The sequence below is a fragment of the Methylomonas sp. genome, assembly GCF_023228165.1.
Lineage (GTDB): Bacteria > Pseudomonadota > Gammaproteobacteria > Methylococcales > Methylomonadaceae > Methylomonas.
On sequence record NZ_JALOBS010000005.1, the window covers coordinates 161,344 to 178,479 of the forward strand.

Below are 17,136 nucleotides of genomic sequence, written 5' to 3' on the forward strand. Positions count from 1 at the left end.
TTTCGCGATGCCTTGCAGTTTTTCTAGTCGAAAAACCGCCCGGCGCTACGGCTTCCAGGGACTACTCAACCTTCACTCGCTACCGCATCGTTTCCAAGGTTTCGCAGCGAAGGTTCAGTCCCTCTCCCTCCGGGAGAGGGCTAGGGTGAGGGAGTCAGCATGAAACAACTCGCCCGAGCCTTAAGAAAAAATCAAACCGATGCGGAAAAACTGTTGTGGTATCGATTGCGTAATCGGCAATTAGCCGGCTGCAAGTTTCGCAGACAACAAGTTATCGGCCCATATATCGCCGATTTTTTGTGTTTGGAGCCAAAGTTAATCATCGAATTGGACGGTGGTCAGCATGCTACACAGCAGGATCAGGACGAACAGCGCACTCGATTTTTGGAGTCTCTGGGGTATCGGGTGTTGCGGTTTTGGAATCATGATGTAATCAGGGATATTGAGTTGGTGTTGGAAGCGATTCGATTGGTTGTCATTCAATTCCCTCACCCCGGCCCAATCATGCCGGGCTATCCTGCCCGGCACCCTGCGGGCGAGTGCAAATCCGTTCCAGACGGATTTGTCCCTGAGGGAGAGGGAGTAATGCAATGAGTGTCATCCCCGAAACCAAGGAAATATTCAGTTCGCAAATCCCGGCCTTGCAGGTACTGATGGCGATGGGCTACGAGTACCTGTCGCCGGCGCAAGCGCTTGCCTATCGCGGCGGACAAACCTCCGAAGTGTTGTTGCGGTCAGTGTTGATCGCTGAACTGCGCAAACGCCGGTTTAACTGGAAAGGTCAGGAATATCCGCTCTCCAACAATGCCATCGACGACATCGTGCGGCAGTTAACCTCGCCCGGTTTGGGCGAAGGCCTGCTGTCCGCCAATGAGCGGCTGTATGACCACTTGACCTTAGGACTGACCGTTACCGAATTCATCGACGGTAAGAAAGCCCAGCCCACCATCGCCCTCATCGATTGGGAAAACCCGGCCAATAATTGCTTTCAGGTCACCGACGAATTCGAAGTATTGAATGCCGGCGGCACCGGTACTCGCCGGCCGGACATCGTCTGCTTTGTGAATGGCATTCCCTTGGTATGTATCGAAGCCAAGCGGCCCGATCCGCATAATCCGCACAAGGATATACTCAAGGAGGGCATCTCACAGCACCTGAGAAATCAAGGTGTCGCCGAGATTCCGCATTTGTTTGCCTACAGCCAATTGCTGCTGTCAGTGAATGGTCTGGATGGCCGGTATGGGACTACCCGGACACCGGCCAAATTTTGGGCGTTATGGCGGGAAGAATTGCTGCAAGACGACAGCTTCGACGCGATCAAGAACACGGCGTTATCGGAGAGTCAGGCAGCGCAGTTGTTCTCACACCGGCCGGCTTGGATGCGGCAATATTTCGATAGCCAAACCGCGCAAGGCAAGCTGTTAGTAACCGGCCAGGACAAGCTGATTGTCAGCTTGCTGCTGCCTGAGCGGTTACTGGAATTCATGCGCTTTTTCATCCTGTTCGATAAGAAAAGCGGCAAGATTGCCGCACGCTATCAGCAGTATTTCGGCATCAAAAAGCTGATCGATCAGGTTACGCGCAAGGACAGCCGCGATGCTCGCCAGGGTGGGGTGATTTGGCATACCACCGGTTCCGGCAAGTCGTTTACGATGGTGTTCATGGCCAAGGCCTTGATTCTGCATGAGCAGCTAAAACCCTGCCGTTTTTTCGTGGTGACGGACCGAATCGATTTGGAAACGCAGTTGAGCAAGGTATTTGCCAATGCCGATGCTTTGGTGTCACCGCGGGATGTTGAAAAGGCCAAGGCCACGTCGGGTAAGGATTTGGCGCAGCGCATCAGCCAGGGTAACGAGCGAATTTTATTCTCGATCATCAATAAATTTGCCACCGCTTCCAAACAGCCGGAATGCCACAACCCCAGCTCCGACATTATCGTGTTGGTCGATGAAGGCCATCGCAGCCACGGTGGCGAAACCCACGAACGCATGCGCCAGGCCTTGCCGAACGCGGCTTACATCGCCTTTACCGGTACGCCGTTGCTGAAAAACGATAAAACCACCAACAAATTCGGCCCCATCATCCATGCCTACACCATGCAGCGCGCGGTGGAAGATGGCACGGTCACGCCCTTGCTGTACGAAGAACGGGTGCCGGAGTTGGGTACCAATGCCAAGGCCATCGATAACTGGTTCGAGCGTATTACCGAAGGCTTGACCGACAAGCAACGCGCCGACCTGAAAAAGAAGTTCGCGCAGAAAGGCCAAATATACCAATCCGAAAGCCGCATCGAGTTGATTGCGCACGATATTGCCGACCATTTCGTCAAAAACGTGGCCGATGGTTTGAAAGCGCAATTGGCGACAGACAGCAAGCTGTCGGCGATCCGTTATAAAAAATATCTCGATGAAAGTGGCGTGGTTTCCAGCGCCATCATCATGTCGCCACCCGACACCCGTGAAGGCCATGAGGAAGTGGACGAAAGCCAGTCCCCGGAATTGCAGCAATGGTGGTTGGCACATGTCGGCAACCAAAGCGAAGAGGCCTATGCCAAGGAAGTGATTCGTCGATTTGCCGACGAAGACGATCCGCAAATTCTGATTGTGGTGGATAAGTTGCTGACGGGTTTCGATGAACCTCGCAATGCAGTGTTGTATATCGACAAACCGCTTAAACAGCACAACCTGATTCAGGCCATTGCCCGCGTCAATCGCCTGCATGAATTAAAGAAGTTTGGTTTGTTGATTGATTACCGGGGAATATTGAAAGAGCTGGATACCACTTTGGAGGCCTATCAAAATTTGGCCGAACGCACACAAGACGGCTACGACATCGATGATCTGATCGGTTTGTATCGTCAGATGAACACCGAATATAAAAAACTGCCGGTTTTGCACGATACGTTATGGGCGATATTCAAAGGCGTTAAAAATCGCGCCGATTTGGAGCAATTTCGGCAGGTACTGATTCCGCATTACCAGACCGACGATGCCGGTGATGGTTACGATGCCAAGCAAAAAGTGCGGGAAGACTTTTACGAGGCTTTGACGGCGTTTAGTTTGTGTCTGGAAATAGCGCTGGGTTCGAGCAGCTTCTACGAAGACCGCAGTTTTTCCGAAGAGGATATTCGCACTTATAAGCGCGATGTACGGTTTTTTAGCCAGCTTAGACAAATAGCCCGCCAGGATGCCGGGGAGACCATCGATTATTCCGACTACGCGGCGCGCATCAAAAAGCTGATCGATAAGCATGTGGTCGGTGAAGGCATTCGCGAGCCGGAAGGCGTATTCATCGTCAATGAACTGGGTAAGCAAAAACCCGAAGATTGGACCGATGAAAAAACCCGCAACGAAACCGACATTATTCGTACCCGACTGAAGAAGACCATCGAACAGGATTTGCAAGACGATCCTTACGCGCAAAAAGTGTTTTCGGAATTGCTGGACCAGGCCATTCGTGATGCCGAAGCCATGTTCGAGCATCCGTTCAAACAGTACGTGCTGTTTAAGGATTTGGAAGAAAAACTGGCCGAGCGCGAGGTGCCGGATACGCCTGATCCATTGACGTCCAATCCGCATGCCAAAGCGTACTTTGGGGTATTCAAAGTGGTGTTCGGTGAAGACTCGTTCAACTCTTTATCCGAAACGGACAGGCAAAGCTATGTCGAACAGGCTTTTGCTATTGATGAACTGGTCGACAAGGCGGTCGCGGAAAATTCCGTCAATCCGCAAAACATCGAAGCTGAAATCCGTAAAGGTTTGTTGCCGCGCTTGTTCAAGTTAATCGGCATGGATAAGGCCAAGGAAGTTATTGAGCATATCGTACAAATCGCCCGAGTCGGCTTGTCCAGAGAACGATGATGCAGCAGTCGATTCGCTACGGCGACGAGGAAATAAACTACCAAGTCATTTTTCTGGCCAGTAAAACAACCAAGATAGCCATTCATGTCCATCCGGATGGTATTGTTCAGGTCGATGCGCCCGCGGGTGCTGAACTACCTAAAATTAAACAGGCTGTGCTGAAACGTGCGCGCTGGTTATTGCAGAATCTAACCCGTATTCGGGAAGCGCAAGCTGAAGTGCTGCCCAGGCAATACATCAGTGGCGAAAGTCATTTTTACTTGGGGAAACGGTATCCGTTAAAAGTGCTGGATTTAACCAACAGCCATCGATCGACTGTAAAACTGTTACGCGGTCAATTACAGGTTGTCACGACTGATCGTTCCACGGAAAAAGTCAGTCAGTTATTAAAAGACTGGTACGCATCACACGCCCATCAAGTTTTTCATCGCCGTATGCAAGCATTGGCACCTGGTGTGTTATGGCTGAATGAGTCGCTACCGACGATTAAGCTTTTGACCATGCAAAAGCAATGGGGTAGTTGTTCGCCCCAAGGGCATATCTTACTGAACCCGCATTTGGTTAAGGCGCCCAGAGAGTGCATCGATTACGTCATAATTCACGAACTTTGTCATCTGAAGGAGCACAATCACAGTCTGGAGTTTTATCAATTATTGAGCCTGCAAATGCCGGACTGGAAACAAGTCAAGGCTAAGCTGGATGGGATGGCGGAGCTGTTGCTCAATTATTAGTTGCTCAAATCGAAAATCCGATAATCTTTAAGTTTTTCAAAAAGGACATAAACATGAATAAATCCGACCTCATCGACGCCATTGCCAGCCACGCCAACCTAACCAAAGCCGATACCGGCCGCGTATTGGATGGCATTACCCATTCCATTCAGGCTGCACTGAAAGCAGGCGATTCCGTTGCGTTGGTGGGCTTTGGCACCTTTGAAGTGAAAGAGCGCGCCGAGCGTTCTGGCCGCAATCCCCAAACTGGTGAAGCGATTACCATTGCCGCCGCCAAATTGCCGTCCTTCAAAGCCGGCAAGGGGCTGAAAGACGCGGTTCAGTAAGGTTTAGGCTGCTCATTGCGGCCCCATACCCCAGCCTTCCAGTTCCGACTGCCGTTTGACCGTGGGGACATCCAGATCGGTCATTCGGCATTGGGTGCGGGTCAAAGTGTCTTGCCGGCCGCTGGAGACAGCACCGTATTTCTGCGGATTCAGGCGGCTGCCGGTTCCGGTGAGTTGATCCAGATTGAGCATGGACGCGGCATCATGAAGGGGTCGCATGAAGGGGTCGGATCTTGCAATCAAGCAAAAATGCTAAGAAACCTGTTGTGGTTTTCTGCTTAATGATTGCAAAATGAAAAACCTGCCCCCCCCTTTTGATGCTGGCGGTCGGAGCACCCGGCAAAACCCTGGAGAGCGGCTATTTTATGTCGGCGCCCCCGCCAAACCTGTGCGGGCCTTGAACGACCCGGAAAAAGCCTTTTTGGAATATTCGTATCAGTATTATGTGCAGCTAAAGAATAGCCGGTAACTCCCTGCGTAGCTGGTTTGGAGGCGGAGTAATAGCCGAATTTACCTATTCCGCAATTTTTTGTAGGTACGGAAAAGAGATTCATATTAAATTGCCATCCAAGCAAACATCTTTGTAAACAGGTGAACATGAAAAACATCTTTATCAGTTACAGCCGCACTAACCTGGAATTTATTCGGACATTGGCGGATGATTTGGCCGACTTGGAGTATACGGTTTGGTATGATCAAGCCCTAACGGGCGGCCAGCTCTGGTGGGACAATATTCTTGAAAAAATTCGCGCTTGTGATGTTTTCATGCCGATTATTACATCCGAAACCATCGATTCTCAAGCCTGCAACGATGAAATTCACTATGCGAAGGCATTAGGCAAATCATTTTTGCCGGTATTGCTTTCTCCCGATATTTGCCCTAGCCACTATCCAAAAATCATCGCTGAAATTCAAGTCGTGGATTATTGCAAACAGGACAAGCATGGTTTTAAGTTATTGCTAAAATCCCTAAATAGCGCAAGGAACTCACCACCTCTTCCGACCCCCTTACCTACCCCGCCGCCTACACCGTTATCCTATCTCATCGACCTGCGGGAACGAATTAATGCTCCCGAGCTAGACCATCAGGCACAAAAAGTCCTTTATTTCGACCTAAAGGAAGCGATTAATAACAAAGTCGGTGGAGAATTGGCCGAAATCCAACATTTGATGAGCCATTTTCTAAACCGCTCCGACCTGTTAGCCATTGTTGCCAAAGATATTAATAACTTGCTCAATCCATTATCCGAAGCAAAATCCAGTCTTTCCGACAGTCCACAGCCGCGCACAAACGGTTCGGATACCGTTAAAAATGACGGCATGCAGACACCGAAAGCTAGCCCTCACAAGGAGACGATAAGGATTCCGCCGCAAATGGTGGTAAAAAAAGCGGAAGAAGCAGTTATACCTTGCCAGGATGCTGCATTGATGTTACCCCCAACTTTACGCCGGGTAATCGATTTCAAGGAAAAGTGGCAAATTAAATTGGATGAAAACAATCATCTATTGATCGCCCCGGTTAACTCCCTCACGAATTCTACCGCCGTGCCTGATTGTGTAAAACGTCCTCGTGGCGGAGTAGCCGCCATATTGGTTGTGCGTGACAGTTTATTCGAGGAAAAATCCAGATTATTAAAAAAAGTGACGTGGGAAATCAGCAACGATACGTGGATAAAAACGATCGTTTCCAGCGGCGCGCTTTACCTGACCGGAGGGCTAGCCGCCTTAAGTTTACTGAGCAAATCAGTTAGGGACGAATTGATGACAGTAACCGCGAGCAAAACTTGGAAATATCCCAACACCGAGGTGGAGTTAGGCGTCATAAGCCATGAAATTGTAACCGGTTTGAAAATTGTTTCGCCGGAAGCCAAGACCTATGTGATGATTAAACTAAATGAATGAATTTATTCCGATTGCTATCGCATCGGTTAAAACATTAAAATCCCATCCATGCTCAGGTAATGGGTTCAAGTCATTCAATCAAGCAAAATACTGAGAAACCTGTTGTGATTTTCTGCTTAATGCTTGCAGAATGAAAGACCTGCCCCTTTGATACTAGCGGCAAAACCCTGGAGAGCGGCTATTTGTATGTCGGCGCCCCCGCCAAACCTGTACGGGCCTTGAACGACGAGGATCACACCATGCTTATTAGCGATGTAAATCAAAAACTGATATTTTCACTAGGGTTGTTTTTGGCCTGTCTGGTTTTTTCGAGCTTATCAGGATGCGGCAGCCTTACTTCCAATACCGAACCACTCGCGAAGCCGATGCCATTGTTTGATAACCTTGGCGCGCATCATTATCCGGTATCGACATCTGTTCCGGATGCGCAACGCTATTTCGATCAAGGCTTGATACTAGCATTCGGATTCAACCATTCAGAAGCCGCGCGCTCATTCCGGGAAGCATACCGCCTCGATCCAGACTGCGCGCTCTGCTATTGGGGCGAAGCCCTGGTATTGGGTCCCAATATTAACGCGCCGATGGACCCATCGATTGCACCACAGGCCTATAAATCGGTGCAGGAATCGCAAGCCCTTGCGAAGAGCGCAACGGATAAGGAACAGGCACTGATATCGGCCTTGGCAAAACGCTACAGTAAAACAGCGCCTGTAAATCGCCAATCGCTTGATGAAGCTTATGCCGCAGCGATGCGCGATGTTGCCCGGCATTTTCCTGAAGACGCCGTTATTGCCGCATTATTTGCCGAATCGCTAATGGATTTGCACCCATGGAATTTCTGGACTAAGCAAGGCGAATCCCAGCCCTGGACGCCGGAAATAGTCGCCACGCTGGAACGCGCCATTGAAATCGATGCCAATAATCCCTTAGCCAATCATTTGTATATTCATGTGATGGAAGCCTCCCCGTATGCTGCCAAAGCGCTCCCCAGCGCCCAGCGTTTACCGTCACTGGTGCCGAGTTCCGGCCATTTGGTGCATATGCCGGCTCATATTTATATCCGGGTTGGCCGCTATCGCGACGCAATTTTGGCCAACCAGCGCGCGGTCAAGATTGATCAAGGTTATTTAAGCCATGCCCACGCCGAAAGTATTTATACGGTTGCTTACGTCCCGCATAATTACCATTTTTTATGGGCAGCCGCCATTAAAACAGGTCAAAAACAATTAGCCTCAAAAGCGGCCGCAGATACTGCCGCCCAAGTCAAATCGGAACTACTGCGCGAACCCGGATTAAGCGGCACCTTGCAGCACTTCTACACGATTCCGCTCTATACGAAAGCACTGTTCGGCGAGTGGGACGCCATTTTATCAGCGTCTTCCCCGCCGGCAGACCTGCTATACCCTGCCGGAGTTTGGCATTATGCGCGCGGATTAGCATTGCTCAGGAAAGGCAAGCCCGATGAATCCGCACGCGAACTCGAACAGCTTGAGAAAATTATTAACGATCCTACAATCGCAACACTGGCCATTTTCGAACTTAATCCGGTAACTCGGATTCTGCAAATTGCCGAGGACGTACTGCGTGGCGAACTTGCGGCGCAAAACAAGGATTACGACAAAGCCGTTTCCCATTTACAGCACGCAATCAGACTCGAGGACGAACTCAACTATACCGAACCTAAAGACTGGTATCTCCCTCCGCGTCAGGCTCTTGGGGCAATATTGCTTGAATCAGGAAAAGTCAGGGAAGCAGAACAAGCCTATCGGCAGGATCTGGTTTATCACCCGCAAAACGGATGGTCGTTATTTGGACTTGCGCTCAGCTTGAAGGAACAAGGTAAAAACCGTGAGGCGGACGATGTAAAGCAGCAATTTGAAGCGGTTTGGGCTGATGCCGATGTAACGCTGACGGGTTCGCGGTTTTGATTAGGCTGTAAGATAATAACAAGAATCTTCCAAACACTGGGTTTCGCTCATGTTCGTATCTTCGCCTAAGGCGGCTTCAGGGTCAGGTCTTGCATCATAGCAACAACCGGCTATACTGACGCCCATGGCAAGACCACTCAGATTAGAATTAGCCGGCGGGTTATATCATGTGACTTCGCGCGGCAATGCCGGAAGCGCTATCTATCTGGATGATGACGACAGATTGAACTGGCTGGCATTGCTCAACGATGTCTGTTCACGCTTCAACTGGATTTGCCATGCCTATTGCTTGATGAGCAATCATTATCATGTGGTCGTGGAAACGGTGGCAGGCAATTTATCCAATGGCATGCGCCAATTGAATGGCGTATACACCCAAAATTTCAACCGGCGACATAAGCAGGTCGGCCATGTGTTTCAAGGCCGCTATAAAGCCATCCTGGTGGAAAAGGACAGCTATTTGCTCGAGCTGTCCCGCTATGTGGTATTGAATCCGGTTAGGGCGGGCATGGTCAATGATGTGGCCGACTGGCCCTGGAGCAGTTATCGCGCCACGATGAATCTAGCTAAGCCGCTAAAATGCCTGGAAGTCGGCTGGTTATTGCGCCAATTTGACTTAAACGATGAGCGTGCACGCGTCCATTATCAGCATTTTGTGCGGGCCGGCATTGGCTTGCCGCCGGTTTGGGATGACCTTAATAACCAGATTTTTCTTGGCAATAGGGATTTTGTGGACAGACTGCAAAGCCGGATCAAAGCCGAACCGCATATGTTAAAAGAGATTCCTAAAGCTCAACGCAGGCCTTTAGGACAACCACTGCATTTTTATGTTGAAACATTCCCCAGTCCCAAAGTAGGCATGCAGAAAGCGTATGCGACGGGAGACTATACAATGCAGCAAATCGCCGACGCTTTTGGGGTGCATTATGCTACTGTCAGCAGGGCGGTTAATAGTCATTCCCTGAAAAATACGTGATTGCCCCCCATTCAACATGAGCATTGCCAGCACTATCGACGCCCTGACCTTTCCCCTGTCGGGTACCCGTTTAATCGAAGCCAGCGCCGGCACCGGCAAAACCTATACCATTGCCGCTTTGTATATCCGTCTAATACTCGGCCACGGTTTGCAGGGTGCTGAATTATTGCCGCCGGATATTCTGGTGGTGACCTTTACCGATGCGGCCACCAAAGAATTACGCGAGCGTATCCGTACCCGGCTGACCCAGGCGGCGGCGTTCTTCCGCGAAAAATCCGCCGATAGCGACGATTTTTTACAACGGCTGCGGGCCGCTTATTCCGCCGAACAGTGGCCGGCTTGTGCTTATCGGCTGGAGCTGGCCGCCAACTGGATGGATGAAGCGGCGGTTTACACCATACACGGCTGGTGCAACCGTATGCTGCAGCAACATGCCTTCGATAGCGGTAGCCTGTTCAAGCAGGAAGTGGACACAGACGATCAGGAATTGCTGAATCAGGTAGTGCGGGATTATTGGCGGCGGTTTTTTTATCCGCTGTCGGCCACCGCCTGCCAAGCGGTTTATAAATTGGCGAGCTCACCGGAGCAGCTGGCAAGCCTTTTAAAGCCACTGTTATTCGAGACCGAAGCCTTGGGGCTGGAGTATCCGGAAGCCGATATTTCCCAAATGTTCCAGGATTGGGAAAACTGGGCAATCCGCAGGGATCATTTGGAACATGTGGCGCGCTCCCACTGGCAAGACGATCTGCAAGCCCTGCATCTTCTTTTAAAAGAAGCGTCCGAAAAAGGCCTGCTGAACGGCAATCAATATCGCAAAGCCAGTTTCGACGAAAAATTACGGCAAATGGCCGCCTGGGCTGACGGCGACGCACTCGATCTCGACAGTCTGGCCAAATTCGGCCGGCAAAAGCTGCAAGCCGGCCTGACCAAGGCCCATCAGGACAAAACCCATCTTTTCGAACAGGCGGCGTTTGCGGCTATCGATAAATTGACCGATTACGCCGCCGATGAAATCGACATCGCCAATCTGCTTACTCGCCACGCCGTCGGTTGGTTGCGGGCGCGATACGATGCCGAAAAACAGCGCATTGCCCGCATGACCTTCGACGATATGCTGAACCGACTGGATCTGGCATTGCAGGGCGATAACGGCGAGCGACTGGCCGCTGCCATCGTCAAACAATACCCGCTGGCCTTGATCGACGAATTTCAGGATACCGATCCGGTGCAATACCGCATTTTCGCGCGTTTATACCCGGCCGATGCCGAGCGGGATGTGGGCTGTTTCATGATCGGCGACCCGAAACAGGCGATTTATTCATTTCGGGGCGGGGATATTTTCACCTATCTGAAAGCGCATCAAGCCACGGCGGGCAAGCATTACACCTTGAGCACCAATTTCCGCTCCACCGCAGCGTTGGTGCAGGCGGTCAACCGGGTGTTTGCGCACGCCGACAGTCAGCAAACGGAAGGCGCCTTTTGCTTCAAACACCAGCAACACAATCCACTGCCCTTCATTCCGGTCTCGGCAAAAGGCCGCGAAGATGTGTGGGTCATTGAGCAACAAGCCGCCCCTGCCCTGACCTTTTGGCAAATACCGGCCGATCAAGCCATCGGCATGCCGGCTTATCGTCAGAAAATGGCCGCCGCCACGGCCAGCGAAATCGTCAGACTGTTACACAGCGGCGACGCCGGACAAACCGGTTTTAAAAGGCCATCCGGCCAGATTAAGTCTTTGCAACCGGCCGACATCGCCATCCTGGTGCGCAGCGGCAACGAAGCCAGAATCATGCGCAATGCTCTGGCCGAACGGCAAGTGCGCAGCGTCTATTTGTCCGAACGCGAATCGATATATAGCAGCGCGGAAGCCGGCGACTTACTGATCTGGCTGAAAGCCCTGGCGGAACCTGGTAACGAACGCAAGGTGCGCGCGGCCATCAGCACCGCCACGCTGGGCTGGTCCTATGATAGCCTGCGGCGGCTGACGCTGGATGAACTGGCCTGGGAACAGCATCTGGAGCGATTCATAGGTTACCGGCAACGCTGGCTGCAAGACGGCATTTTGCCTACCCTGCGGCAGTTGATGAGCGACTATGCCCTGCCCGCTCGACTGCAAAACCTGCCGGACGGCGAACGCCGCTTGACCAATCTGTTGCATCTGGCCGAATTGTTACAGCAGGCCAGCAGCCATCTGGAAGGCGAACAGGCCTTGATCCGGCATTTGGCCGAAACCATCGCCGCCGACCAATCCGGCGAGGAAAGCGTAATCCGGCTGGAAAGCGACGCCAATCTGATCAAAATCGTCACCATCCACAAATCTAAAGGCCTGGAATATCCGCTGGTTTTTTTACCGTTTATATGCGGCTTTCGCGAAGTCGGCGGCCGCGACCGCTATTACCGCTTTCACGATGCCGAATTTAATCTCAGCATAGACTTGCATAAAGGCGACGACAGCAAAGCCATCAGCGATAAAGAGCGCCTGCAGGAAGATTTACGCCTGCTGTATGTAGCGATCACCCGCGCCCGCTACGCTTGCTGGCTGGGGGTTGCGCCGATCAAAACAGGCCCAGGCAAAGCCAGCCATTTGCACAAAAGCGCGATGGGCTATGTGCTGGGTTGGCAGGCGGGAATGGCGGCCACGGAATTAACCAGCTGCCTGAACGCATTACAAGCCGATTGTACCGCCATCGAGATTGCCGAACCGCCCGAGGCCGGCCCGGACATTTACAGGCCCTCGATTGCGGAACCGGCTATCGATGCCGCCCGTTCATCCGCCGCCGCCATCAGAGACAACTGGTGGATAGCCAGCTACTCGGCCTTGCAAACCGATCATGCCGTTGATAAGCATATCGGGGCACCGCCGGCCGAGGCGGAGAACTACCGCGACGACAAACACAGCGATGAACTCGACCCGACGCCGGTGCCTGCCTCGCCGATTGCTCGCGGTATTCATGCCCTGCCGCGCGGCGCCGGCCCCGGTGTGTTGGTGCATGAATTAATGGAGCACTGTGCGCAGCTGGGATTTAGCCAGCTGCAATCCCGCCCGGAACTGGCCAGGCAATTGGTGGACACTATATTTAAACAACCGGCTTGGGACGGCCGGCAAGACCAGATGGAGCAGGCTTTACAACAGTGGCTGGCATTGCCGTTAACGGCAACGACTGACGTCAGCTTGTCCGACCTGACACCATCCCAATACCAAGCCGAGATGGAATTTTTGCTGGGTGCCGATAATGTCGATGCGCAGGTCATCGATAACCTGGTTTGCAAACATACCTTTGCCGGCCAACCCCGCCCACGCCTGCTGGCCAAGCAAATCAACGGCCTGCTGAAAGGTTTTATCGACTTGGTGTTTACGGCCAACGGCCAATATTATGTGCTGGATTACAAATTCAATGCCCTGGGTAACGATGCAAGTGCCTATAGCCCGGCCAATCTTGAACAAGCCATGCTAAGCAAACGTTACGACCTGCAAGCGGTTTTATATCTGCTGGCCCTGCACCGCCTGCTAAAAACCCGGCTGGGCGATGCTTACGATTACGACGCCCATGTCGGCGGTAGCGTATACCTGTTTTTGCGCGGCGTAACAAGCGACAGCGCGGGCAGAATGTTTGCCAGACCGCCTAAGATTCTGATCGAATCCTTGGATAGGCTGTTTTATGGCGAGTCTGTAACGGGTATGGCGGCATGAGCCAACAAACGGTATTGGACCGCATCGAACACTGGATAAGCTTGGGTTGGTTGAGCCGCCTGGATCGCGCTTTTGCCGGCTTTTTAATCGACCAGGACCCAGCCGCCGGCGATAGCCTGATCTGGGCCGGTGCTTTGGTCAGCCACCAACTGGGACGCGGCGAAGTATATCTGGACCTGGAAAAACTCTGCGCAAACCCCGGCGCTACCCTGGCGATTCCCGGCGATGAAGTCTGGCGCGCGGAGGATGGAACAACCGAGCAGGAATTAGCGCTTTTCAAAACCCACACTTTGGCGGACTGGCTGCAAGACTTGGCGCAATCGAGTCTGGTGGCAACGGCCGAGGGCAGCACACCGCTGGTATTGTGGGGTTCGCGCTTGTATTTGCGCCGCTATTGGCAATATCAGCAAATTCTGGACAGTGAAATCGGCCTGCGTTTGCAACCGGTCAGGGAGCAACTGCCCGCCGCCCTGCACGCCAGCTTGTCCGAATTGTTCAGTCATAACACCGAACAACCCGACTGGCAGAAAATCGCCTGCGTGCTGGCCTTGCGGGCCCGGTTTACCATTATTACCGGCGGCCCAGGCACCGGCAAAACCACCACACTGACTAAATTATTGTGCCTATTGATTCAGCTGGCCGCCGATGATCATCAACGCAAATTGACCATTTTACTGGCGGCCCCTACCGGTAAGGCAGCGGCCAGAGTCAGCGAATCGATCGGCAATGCTCTGGAACATCTGACTATGCCGGACCCTATCCGCCGGCAAATTCCCCAAAAAGCCGCCACCCTGCATCGTTTGCTGGGTAGCCGGCCCGATAGCCGCCGCTTTCAACATCACCGGCATAATCCGCTGTTGGCGGATATTGTCATCGTTGACGAAGCCTCCATGATAGATTTGGAAATGATGGCGTCATTACTGGATGCACTGCCGGCGACGGCGCAATTGATATTATTGGGCGACAAGGACCAGTTGGCTTCAGTGGAAGCCGGTGCCGTGATGGGCGATTTATGCCGGGGCGCCGAACAGGCCGCTTACGACCCGGCCACGTTGCATTGGTTAAACCACTATGCCGGCAGCGCCCTGCCGGTTACGGGCGCTGGCTCAGCCATTAACCAGCAAACCGTGATGCTGCGCCATAGCCACCGTTTCGGCGCTCACAGCGGCATCGGCCAACTGGCCAGAGCAGTGAACAGTGGCGATGCCGGCCGGGCGCAAGCCATTTTGGCGGATCACACAAATTATCCTGACTTGCACCATATCCTGCTGTCCGATGCGGCCGATGCGCGCTTTAAACAACTGATCGGCGCTGAAGCCGGCAATGCGCCCGGCTACGGACCTTATCAACGCAGCATCCGGCAACGGCCGCAAGACCCCGATGCATACCAGCAATGGGGCTGGGAGGTGTTGCAGGCCTTTGAGCATTTTCGGGTCTTGTGCGCCTTGCGGCGGGGTCCTTGGGGCGTGGAAGGCCTGAATCAACGTATTGAGCAATGGTTGTTTCCCGGCATTAAATCCGGACTCTGGTACCCGGGCCGGCCAGTGATGATCAGCCGCAACGATTACAATCTGGGCTTGATGAACGGCGACATCGGCATTGCGCTAGCCGATGCCGAAAACAAGCTACGGGTAGTATTTCCGGACTCGGAAAACAGCGGCGGCAAAATACGCTGGGTATCGCCGATGCGTCTGCCGGATGTGGAAACCGCCTTTGCCATGACGGTACATAAATCCCAAGGTTCGGAATTCCAACATGTGGCGTTGGTGCTGCCCGAAACGCGCGGCCCGGGGTTGACCCGCGAGCTGGTCTATACCGGCATCACTCGCGCCAAAGCGCAATTTACCTTATTGGAAAGCCGCCCGGATGTGTTTAACCAGGCCATTCGCAGCAGTATTCGTTAAGGAACGCCCCGCAGAAAACTTTTGCAGCGTTCCGGCGAAAACGAAAACCCGGAAAAGCCGCCAAGCAGTCTCACCGCTTTCGAGAGAATCATGATCCAATCGACATTGCCCGCTCCTGATTAAATGGATTAAAAACGCCGATCCGCTTTGCAGCCCGGGGCTAGTTTTTATATCCTAGTACCCCAAGCGAACAATTATCAGCAACATTCTAAAAGGAGAACACCATGAGTAATCGGATCATCATGCGCACCGGCGAAGCTTTGGTAGCGGGCGGACCAGCCGGCACGGCGGCGGAACCGGAAGTGATTATCGGCGAACTGGACGGCCCGGTCGGCACTGCATTGGCCACCCTGACCGGTGATCAAGTCCAAGGCCACAGCCGGGTATTTGCGATTTTAAATACCGACATCCAGGTGCGACCGGTGACGCTGATGGTCAGCAAGGTGACGGTTAAAAACAGCCGCTATACCAACATCCTGATGGGCACTGTACAGGCTGCAATTGCCAACGGTGTTTTGGATGCCGTGCGTGCCGGCGACATCCCAAAAGAAAAAGCCAATGATTTGGGCATCATCTGCTCGGTGTGGTTAAACCCCAGCGTGATTAAAGACGACAATCTGGATCATCAAATATTGTTCGATATTCATCGTAAAGCCATGGCGCAAGCGATTCACAAAGCCATGACCAATACGCCCGATATCGATTGGCTACTGGAAAACCAGGACAAAATCACCCACAAATATTTCCAAATGGGCCTGGACGGTAAAATCTAACTCGCCCTCAAGCACAACAAGCCGGGTTTTTCAGCCAGTCCCAGCTTGTTGTGTTTATTTTTTGGAAAAAAGCTTATTAGGCCGTCAAACGGACTACATCTGCGCTTGCAGGTAATTTTGCAGGCCTACGCTGTCGATTAAACCCAGCTGCTGTTCCAGCCAATGCGCATGATCGTGCTCGGTATCTTCCAACATAACCCGCAATATTTCCCGGGTCTGATAATCCTGCACAGACTCGCAAAACGCCATTACCCGGCGTAAATCCTGCACCACCTTCAATTCAACCATCAGATCGTTGTTGAGCATTTCCTGGACGGTGCGGCCAACATGCAGCGGCTCGCGCTTGGACAAATCCGGCGTACCTTCCAGGAACAAAATCCGTTTGATCAAGGCATCCGCGTGCTGGGTTTCGTCTTGTACCTCGTGGGCGATACGCTGGTACAATTTGCCGTAACCCCAGTTTTCATACATGCGGGAATGAATGAAATATTGGTCTATAGCGGTGAGTTCCCCCGCCAGCAATTCGTTTAACTGTGCGATGACTTGATCGTTGCCTTTCATGATCGATTTTCCAGGTAAGAAGTAGGCTTTAGTCTAGTCTAACCCGCGCAGAGCCTCAATTACTTATTCCGATTAGAACCGCTATTGATGCCGACATCAAAACCGACAGTGGCGCTTACCGGCCACTATGCATAGCTATCCATAGCAGCCAAAAGCGGTCATTCCTATGAAACCAGATAATTTTTTGGTTTCGCTCCAAAGCGGTCTTTCGTGTTTTTGGTCATCAAGCGTCGATCTGCTCTGAAATTTCCAAAGCATCATCCACTTCGATACCCAGGTATCGCACGGTACTTTCCAGTTTGCTATGTCCGAGTAGTAATTGAACCGCTCGCAAGTTTTTAGTTTTTCGTTAAATCGGCGTTGCCTTGGTTCTGCGCATGCTGTGTGTTCCGTACCCAGCCGGATCAAGCCCGATTGATCTGCCCCACTTTTCGACATGGCGCCCGTATTGTCTAGTGGATAGATAGTGGTCTGATTTCAAGTT

Annotated in this window: 13 protein-coding genes; 11 read left to right on the top strand and 2 right to left on the bottom strand. The window is 52.3% G+C overall.

What is annotated here, in order from left to right; translation table 11 throughout:
* Positions 1 to 159: 159 nt before the first annotated feature.
* Genes M0R33_RS05610 through M0R33_RS05625 form a run of 4 tightly spaced genes read left to right on the top strand, consistent with a single transcriptional unit; the run spans position 160 to position 4,917 of the window.
* Positions 160 to 594, top strand: coding sequence for an endonuclease domain-containing protein (locus M0R33_RS05610; RefSeq protein ID WP_292566261.1), 435 nt, complete (start codon positions 160 to 162; stop codon positions 592 to 594).
* Positions 591 to 3,860 carry a type I restriction endonuclease subunit R gene (locus M0R33_RS05615; protein WP_292566264.1) on the top strand — a complete coding sequence of 1,090 codons (3,270 nt, stop codon included), beginning with the start codon at positions 591 to 593 and terminating at the stop codon, positions 3,858 to 3,860. Before M0R33_RS05610 ends, M0R33_RS05615 begins: the two co-directional genes overlap by 4 nt.
* On the top strand, positions 3,860 to 4,591 hold the full coding sequence (locus M0R33_RS05620; RefSeq protein WP_292566267.1) for a SprT family zinc-dependent metalloprotease: 732 nt from the start codon (positions 3,860 to 3,862) through the stop codon (positions 4,589 to 4,591). The genes M0R33_RS05615 and M0R33_RS05620 overlap by 1 nt, the downstream gene beginning before the upstream one ends.
* Positions 4,592 to 4,644: 53 nt before the next feature.
* Positions 4,645 to 4,917, top strand: a complete 273-nt coding sequence (locus tag M0R33_RS05625) for an HU family DNA-binding protein (RefSeq protein WP_292566269.1) — start codon at positions 4,645 to 4,647, stop codon at positions 4,915 to 4,917.
* Between the two features lie 12 nt (positions 4,918 to 4,929).
* Here the strand turns inward: M0R33_RS05625 and M0R33_RS05630 are convergent, their stop codons facing one another.
* Complete coding sequence (locus M0R33_RS05630; protein ID WP_292566273.1) at positions 4,930 to 5,136, bottom strand: hypothetical protein; 207 nt, start codon at positions 5,134 to 5,136, stop codon at positions 4,930 to 4,932.
* A 73-nt stretch (positions 5,137 to 5,209) separates the two neighbouring features.
* Here M0R33_RS05630 and M0R33_RS05635 point away from each other — a divergent pair, with 73 nt between their 5' ends.
* The 7 genes from M0R33_RS05635 (at position 5,210) to fae (ending at position 16,091) form a co-directional block, all read left to right on the top strand.
* The gene (locus M0R33_RS05635; RefSeq protein ID WP_292566276.1) at positions 5,210 to 5,386 is read left to right on the top strand and encodes a hypothetical protein; all 177 of its coding nucleotides are present in this window, start codon (positions 5,210 to 5,212) and stop codon (positions 5,384 to 5,386) included.
* Between the two features lie 128 nt (positions 5,387 to 5,514).
* Positions 5,515 to 6,819 carry a toll/interleukin-1 receptor domain-containing protein gene (locus tag M0R33_RS05640; protein WP_292566279.1) on the top strand — a complete coding sequence of 435 codons (1,305 nt, stop codon included), beginning with the start codon at positions 5,515 to 5,517 and terminating at the stop codon, positions 6,817 to 6,819.
* 239 nt (positions 6,820 to 7,058) lie between these two features.
* Positions 7,059 to 8,747 (top strand): hypothetical protein, encoded by a 1,689-nt coding sequence (locus tag M0R33_RS05645; protein WP_292566281.1) that lies wholly within the window; start codon positions 7,059 to 7,061, stop codon positions 8,745 to 8,747.
* A 124-nt stretch (positions 8,748 to 8,871) separates the two neighbouring features.
* Complete coding sequence (locus M0R33_RS05650) at positions 8,872 to 9,723, top strand: transposase (RefSeq protein ID WP_292566284.1); 852 nt, start codon at positions 8,872 to 8,874, stop codon at positions 9,721 to 9,723.
* Positions 9,724 to 9,739: 16 nt separating this feature from the next.
* Entirely contained in the window at positions 9,740 to 13,414 is a 3,675-nt protein-coding gene (gene recB / locus M0R33_RS05655; protein WP_292566286.1) for an exodeoxyribonuclease V subunit beta, read from the top strand.
* Positions 13,411 to 15,318: an exodeoxyribonuclease V subunit alpha gene (recD, locus tag M0R33_RS05660; protein ID WP_292566289.1), complete on the top strand. Its 1,908-nt coding sequence runs from the start codon at positions 13,411 to 13,413 to the stop codon at positions 15,316 to 15,318. The genes recB and recD overlap by 4 nt, the downstream gene beginning before the upstream one ends.
* A 224-nt stretch (positions 15,319 to 15,542) precedes the next feature.
* Positions 15,543 to 16,091: a formaldehyde-activating enzyme gene (gene fae / locus M0R33_RS05665; RefSeq protein WP_013819585.1), complete on the top strand. Its 549-nt coding sequence runs from the start codon at positions 15,543 to 15,545 to the stop codon at positions 16,089 to 16,091.
* A 93-nt stretch (positions 16,092 to 16,184) separates the two neighbouring features.
* On the opposite strand, the gene bfr is transcribed toward fae, so the two are convergent.
* Positions 16,185 to 16,652: a bacterioferritin gene (gene bfr / locus M0R33_RS05670; RefSeq protein ID WP_292566296.1), complete on the bottom strand. Its 468-nt coding sequence runs from the start codon at positions 16,650 to 16,652 to the stop codon at positions 16,185 to 16,187.
* Positions 16,653 to 17,136: the final 484 nt, after the last annotated feature.

What these genes read in the sequence shown, in the direction of transcription:
- M0R33_RS05625 (WP_292566269.1), top strand. Translation starts at nt 4,645, where the DNA reads ATGAATAAATCCGACCTCATCGACGCCATTGCCAGCCACGCCAACCTA.
- fae (WP_013819585.1), top strand. Translation starts at nt 15,543, where the DNA reads ATGAGTAATCGGATCATCATGCGCACCGGCGAAGCTTTGGTAGCGGGC.
- M0R33_RS05640 (WP_292566279.1), top strand. Translation starts at nt 5,515, where the DNA reads ATGAAAAACATCTTTATCAGTTACAGCCGCACTAACCTGGAATTTATT.
- M0R33_RS05635 (WP_292566276.1), top strand. Translation starts at nt 5,210, where the DNA reads ATGAAAAACCTGCCCCCCCCTTTTGATGCTGGCGGTCGGAGCACCCGG.
- M0R33_RS05620 (WP_292566267.1), top strand. Translation starts at nt 3,860, where the DNA reads ATGCAGCAGTCGATTCGCTACGGCGACGAGGAAATAAACTACCAAGTC.
- recD (WP_292566289.1), top strand. Translation starts at nt 13,411, where the DNA reads ATGAGCCAACAAACGGTATTGGACCGCATCGAACACTGGATAAGCTTG.
- M0R33_RS05645 (WP_292566281.1), top strand. Translation starts at nt 7,059, where the DNA reads ATGCTTATTAGCGATGTAAATCAAAAACTGATATTTTCACTAGGGTTG.
- recB (WP_292566286.1), top strand. Translation starts at nt 9,740, where the DNA reads ATGAGCATTGCCAGCACTATCGACGCCCTGACCTTTCCCCTGTCGGGT.
- M0R33_RS05610 (WP_292566261.1), top strand. Translation starts at nt 160, where the DNA reads ATGAAACAACTCGCCCGAGCCTTAAGAAAAAATCAAACCGATGCGGAA.
- bfr (WP_292566296.1), bottom strand. Translation starts at nt 16,652, where the DNA reads ATGAAAGGCAACGATCAAGTCATCGCACAGTTAAACGAATTGCTGGCG.
- M0R33_RS05650 (WP_292566284.1), top strand. Translation starts at nt 8,872, where the DNA reads ATGGCAAGACCACTCAGATTAGAATTAGCCGGCGGGTTATATCATGTG.
- M0R33_RS05615 (WP_292566264.1), top strand. Translation starts at nt 591, where the DNA reads ATGAGTGTCATCCCCGAAACCAAGGAAATATTCAGTTCGCAAATCCCG.
- M0R33_RS05630 (WP_292566273.1), bottom strand. Translation starts at nt 5,136, where the DNA reads ATGCGACCCCTTCATGATGCCGCGTCCATGCTCAATCTGGATCAACTC.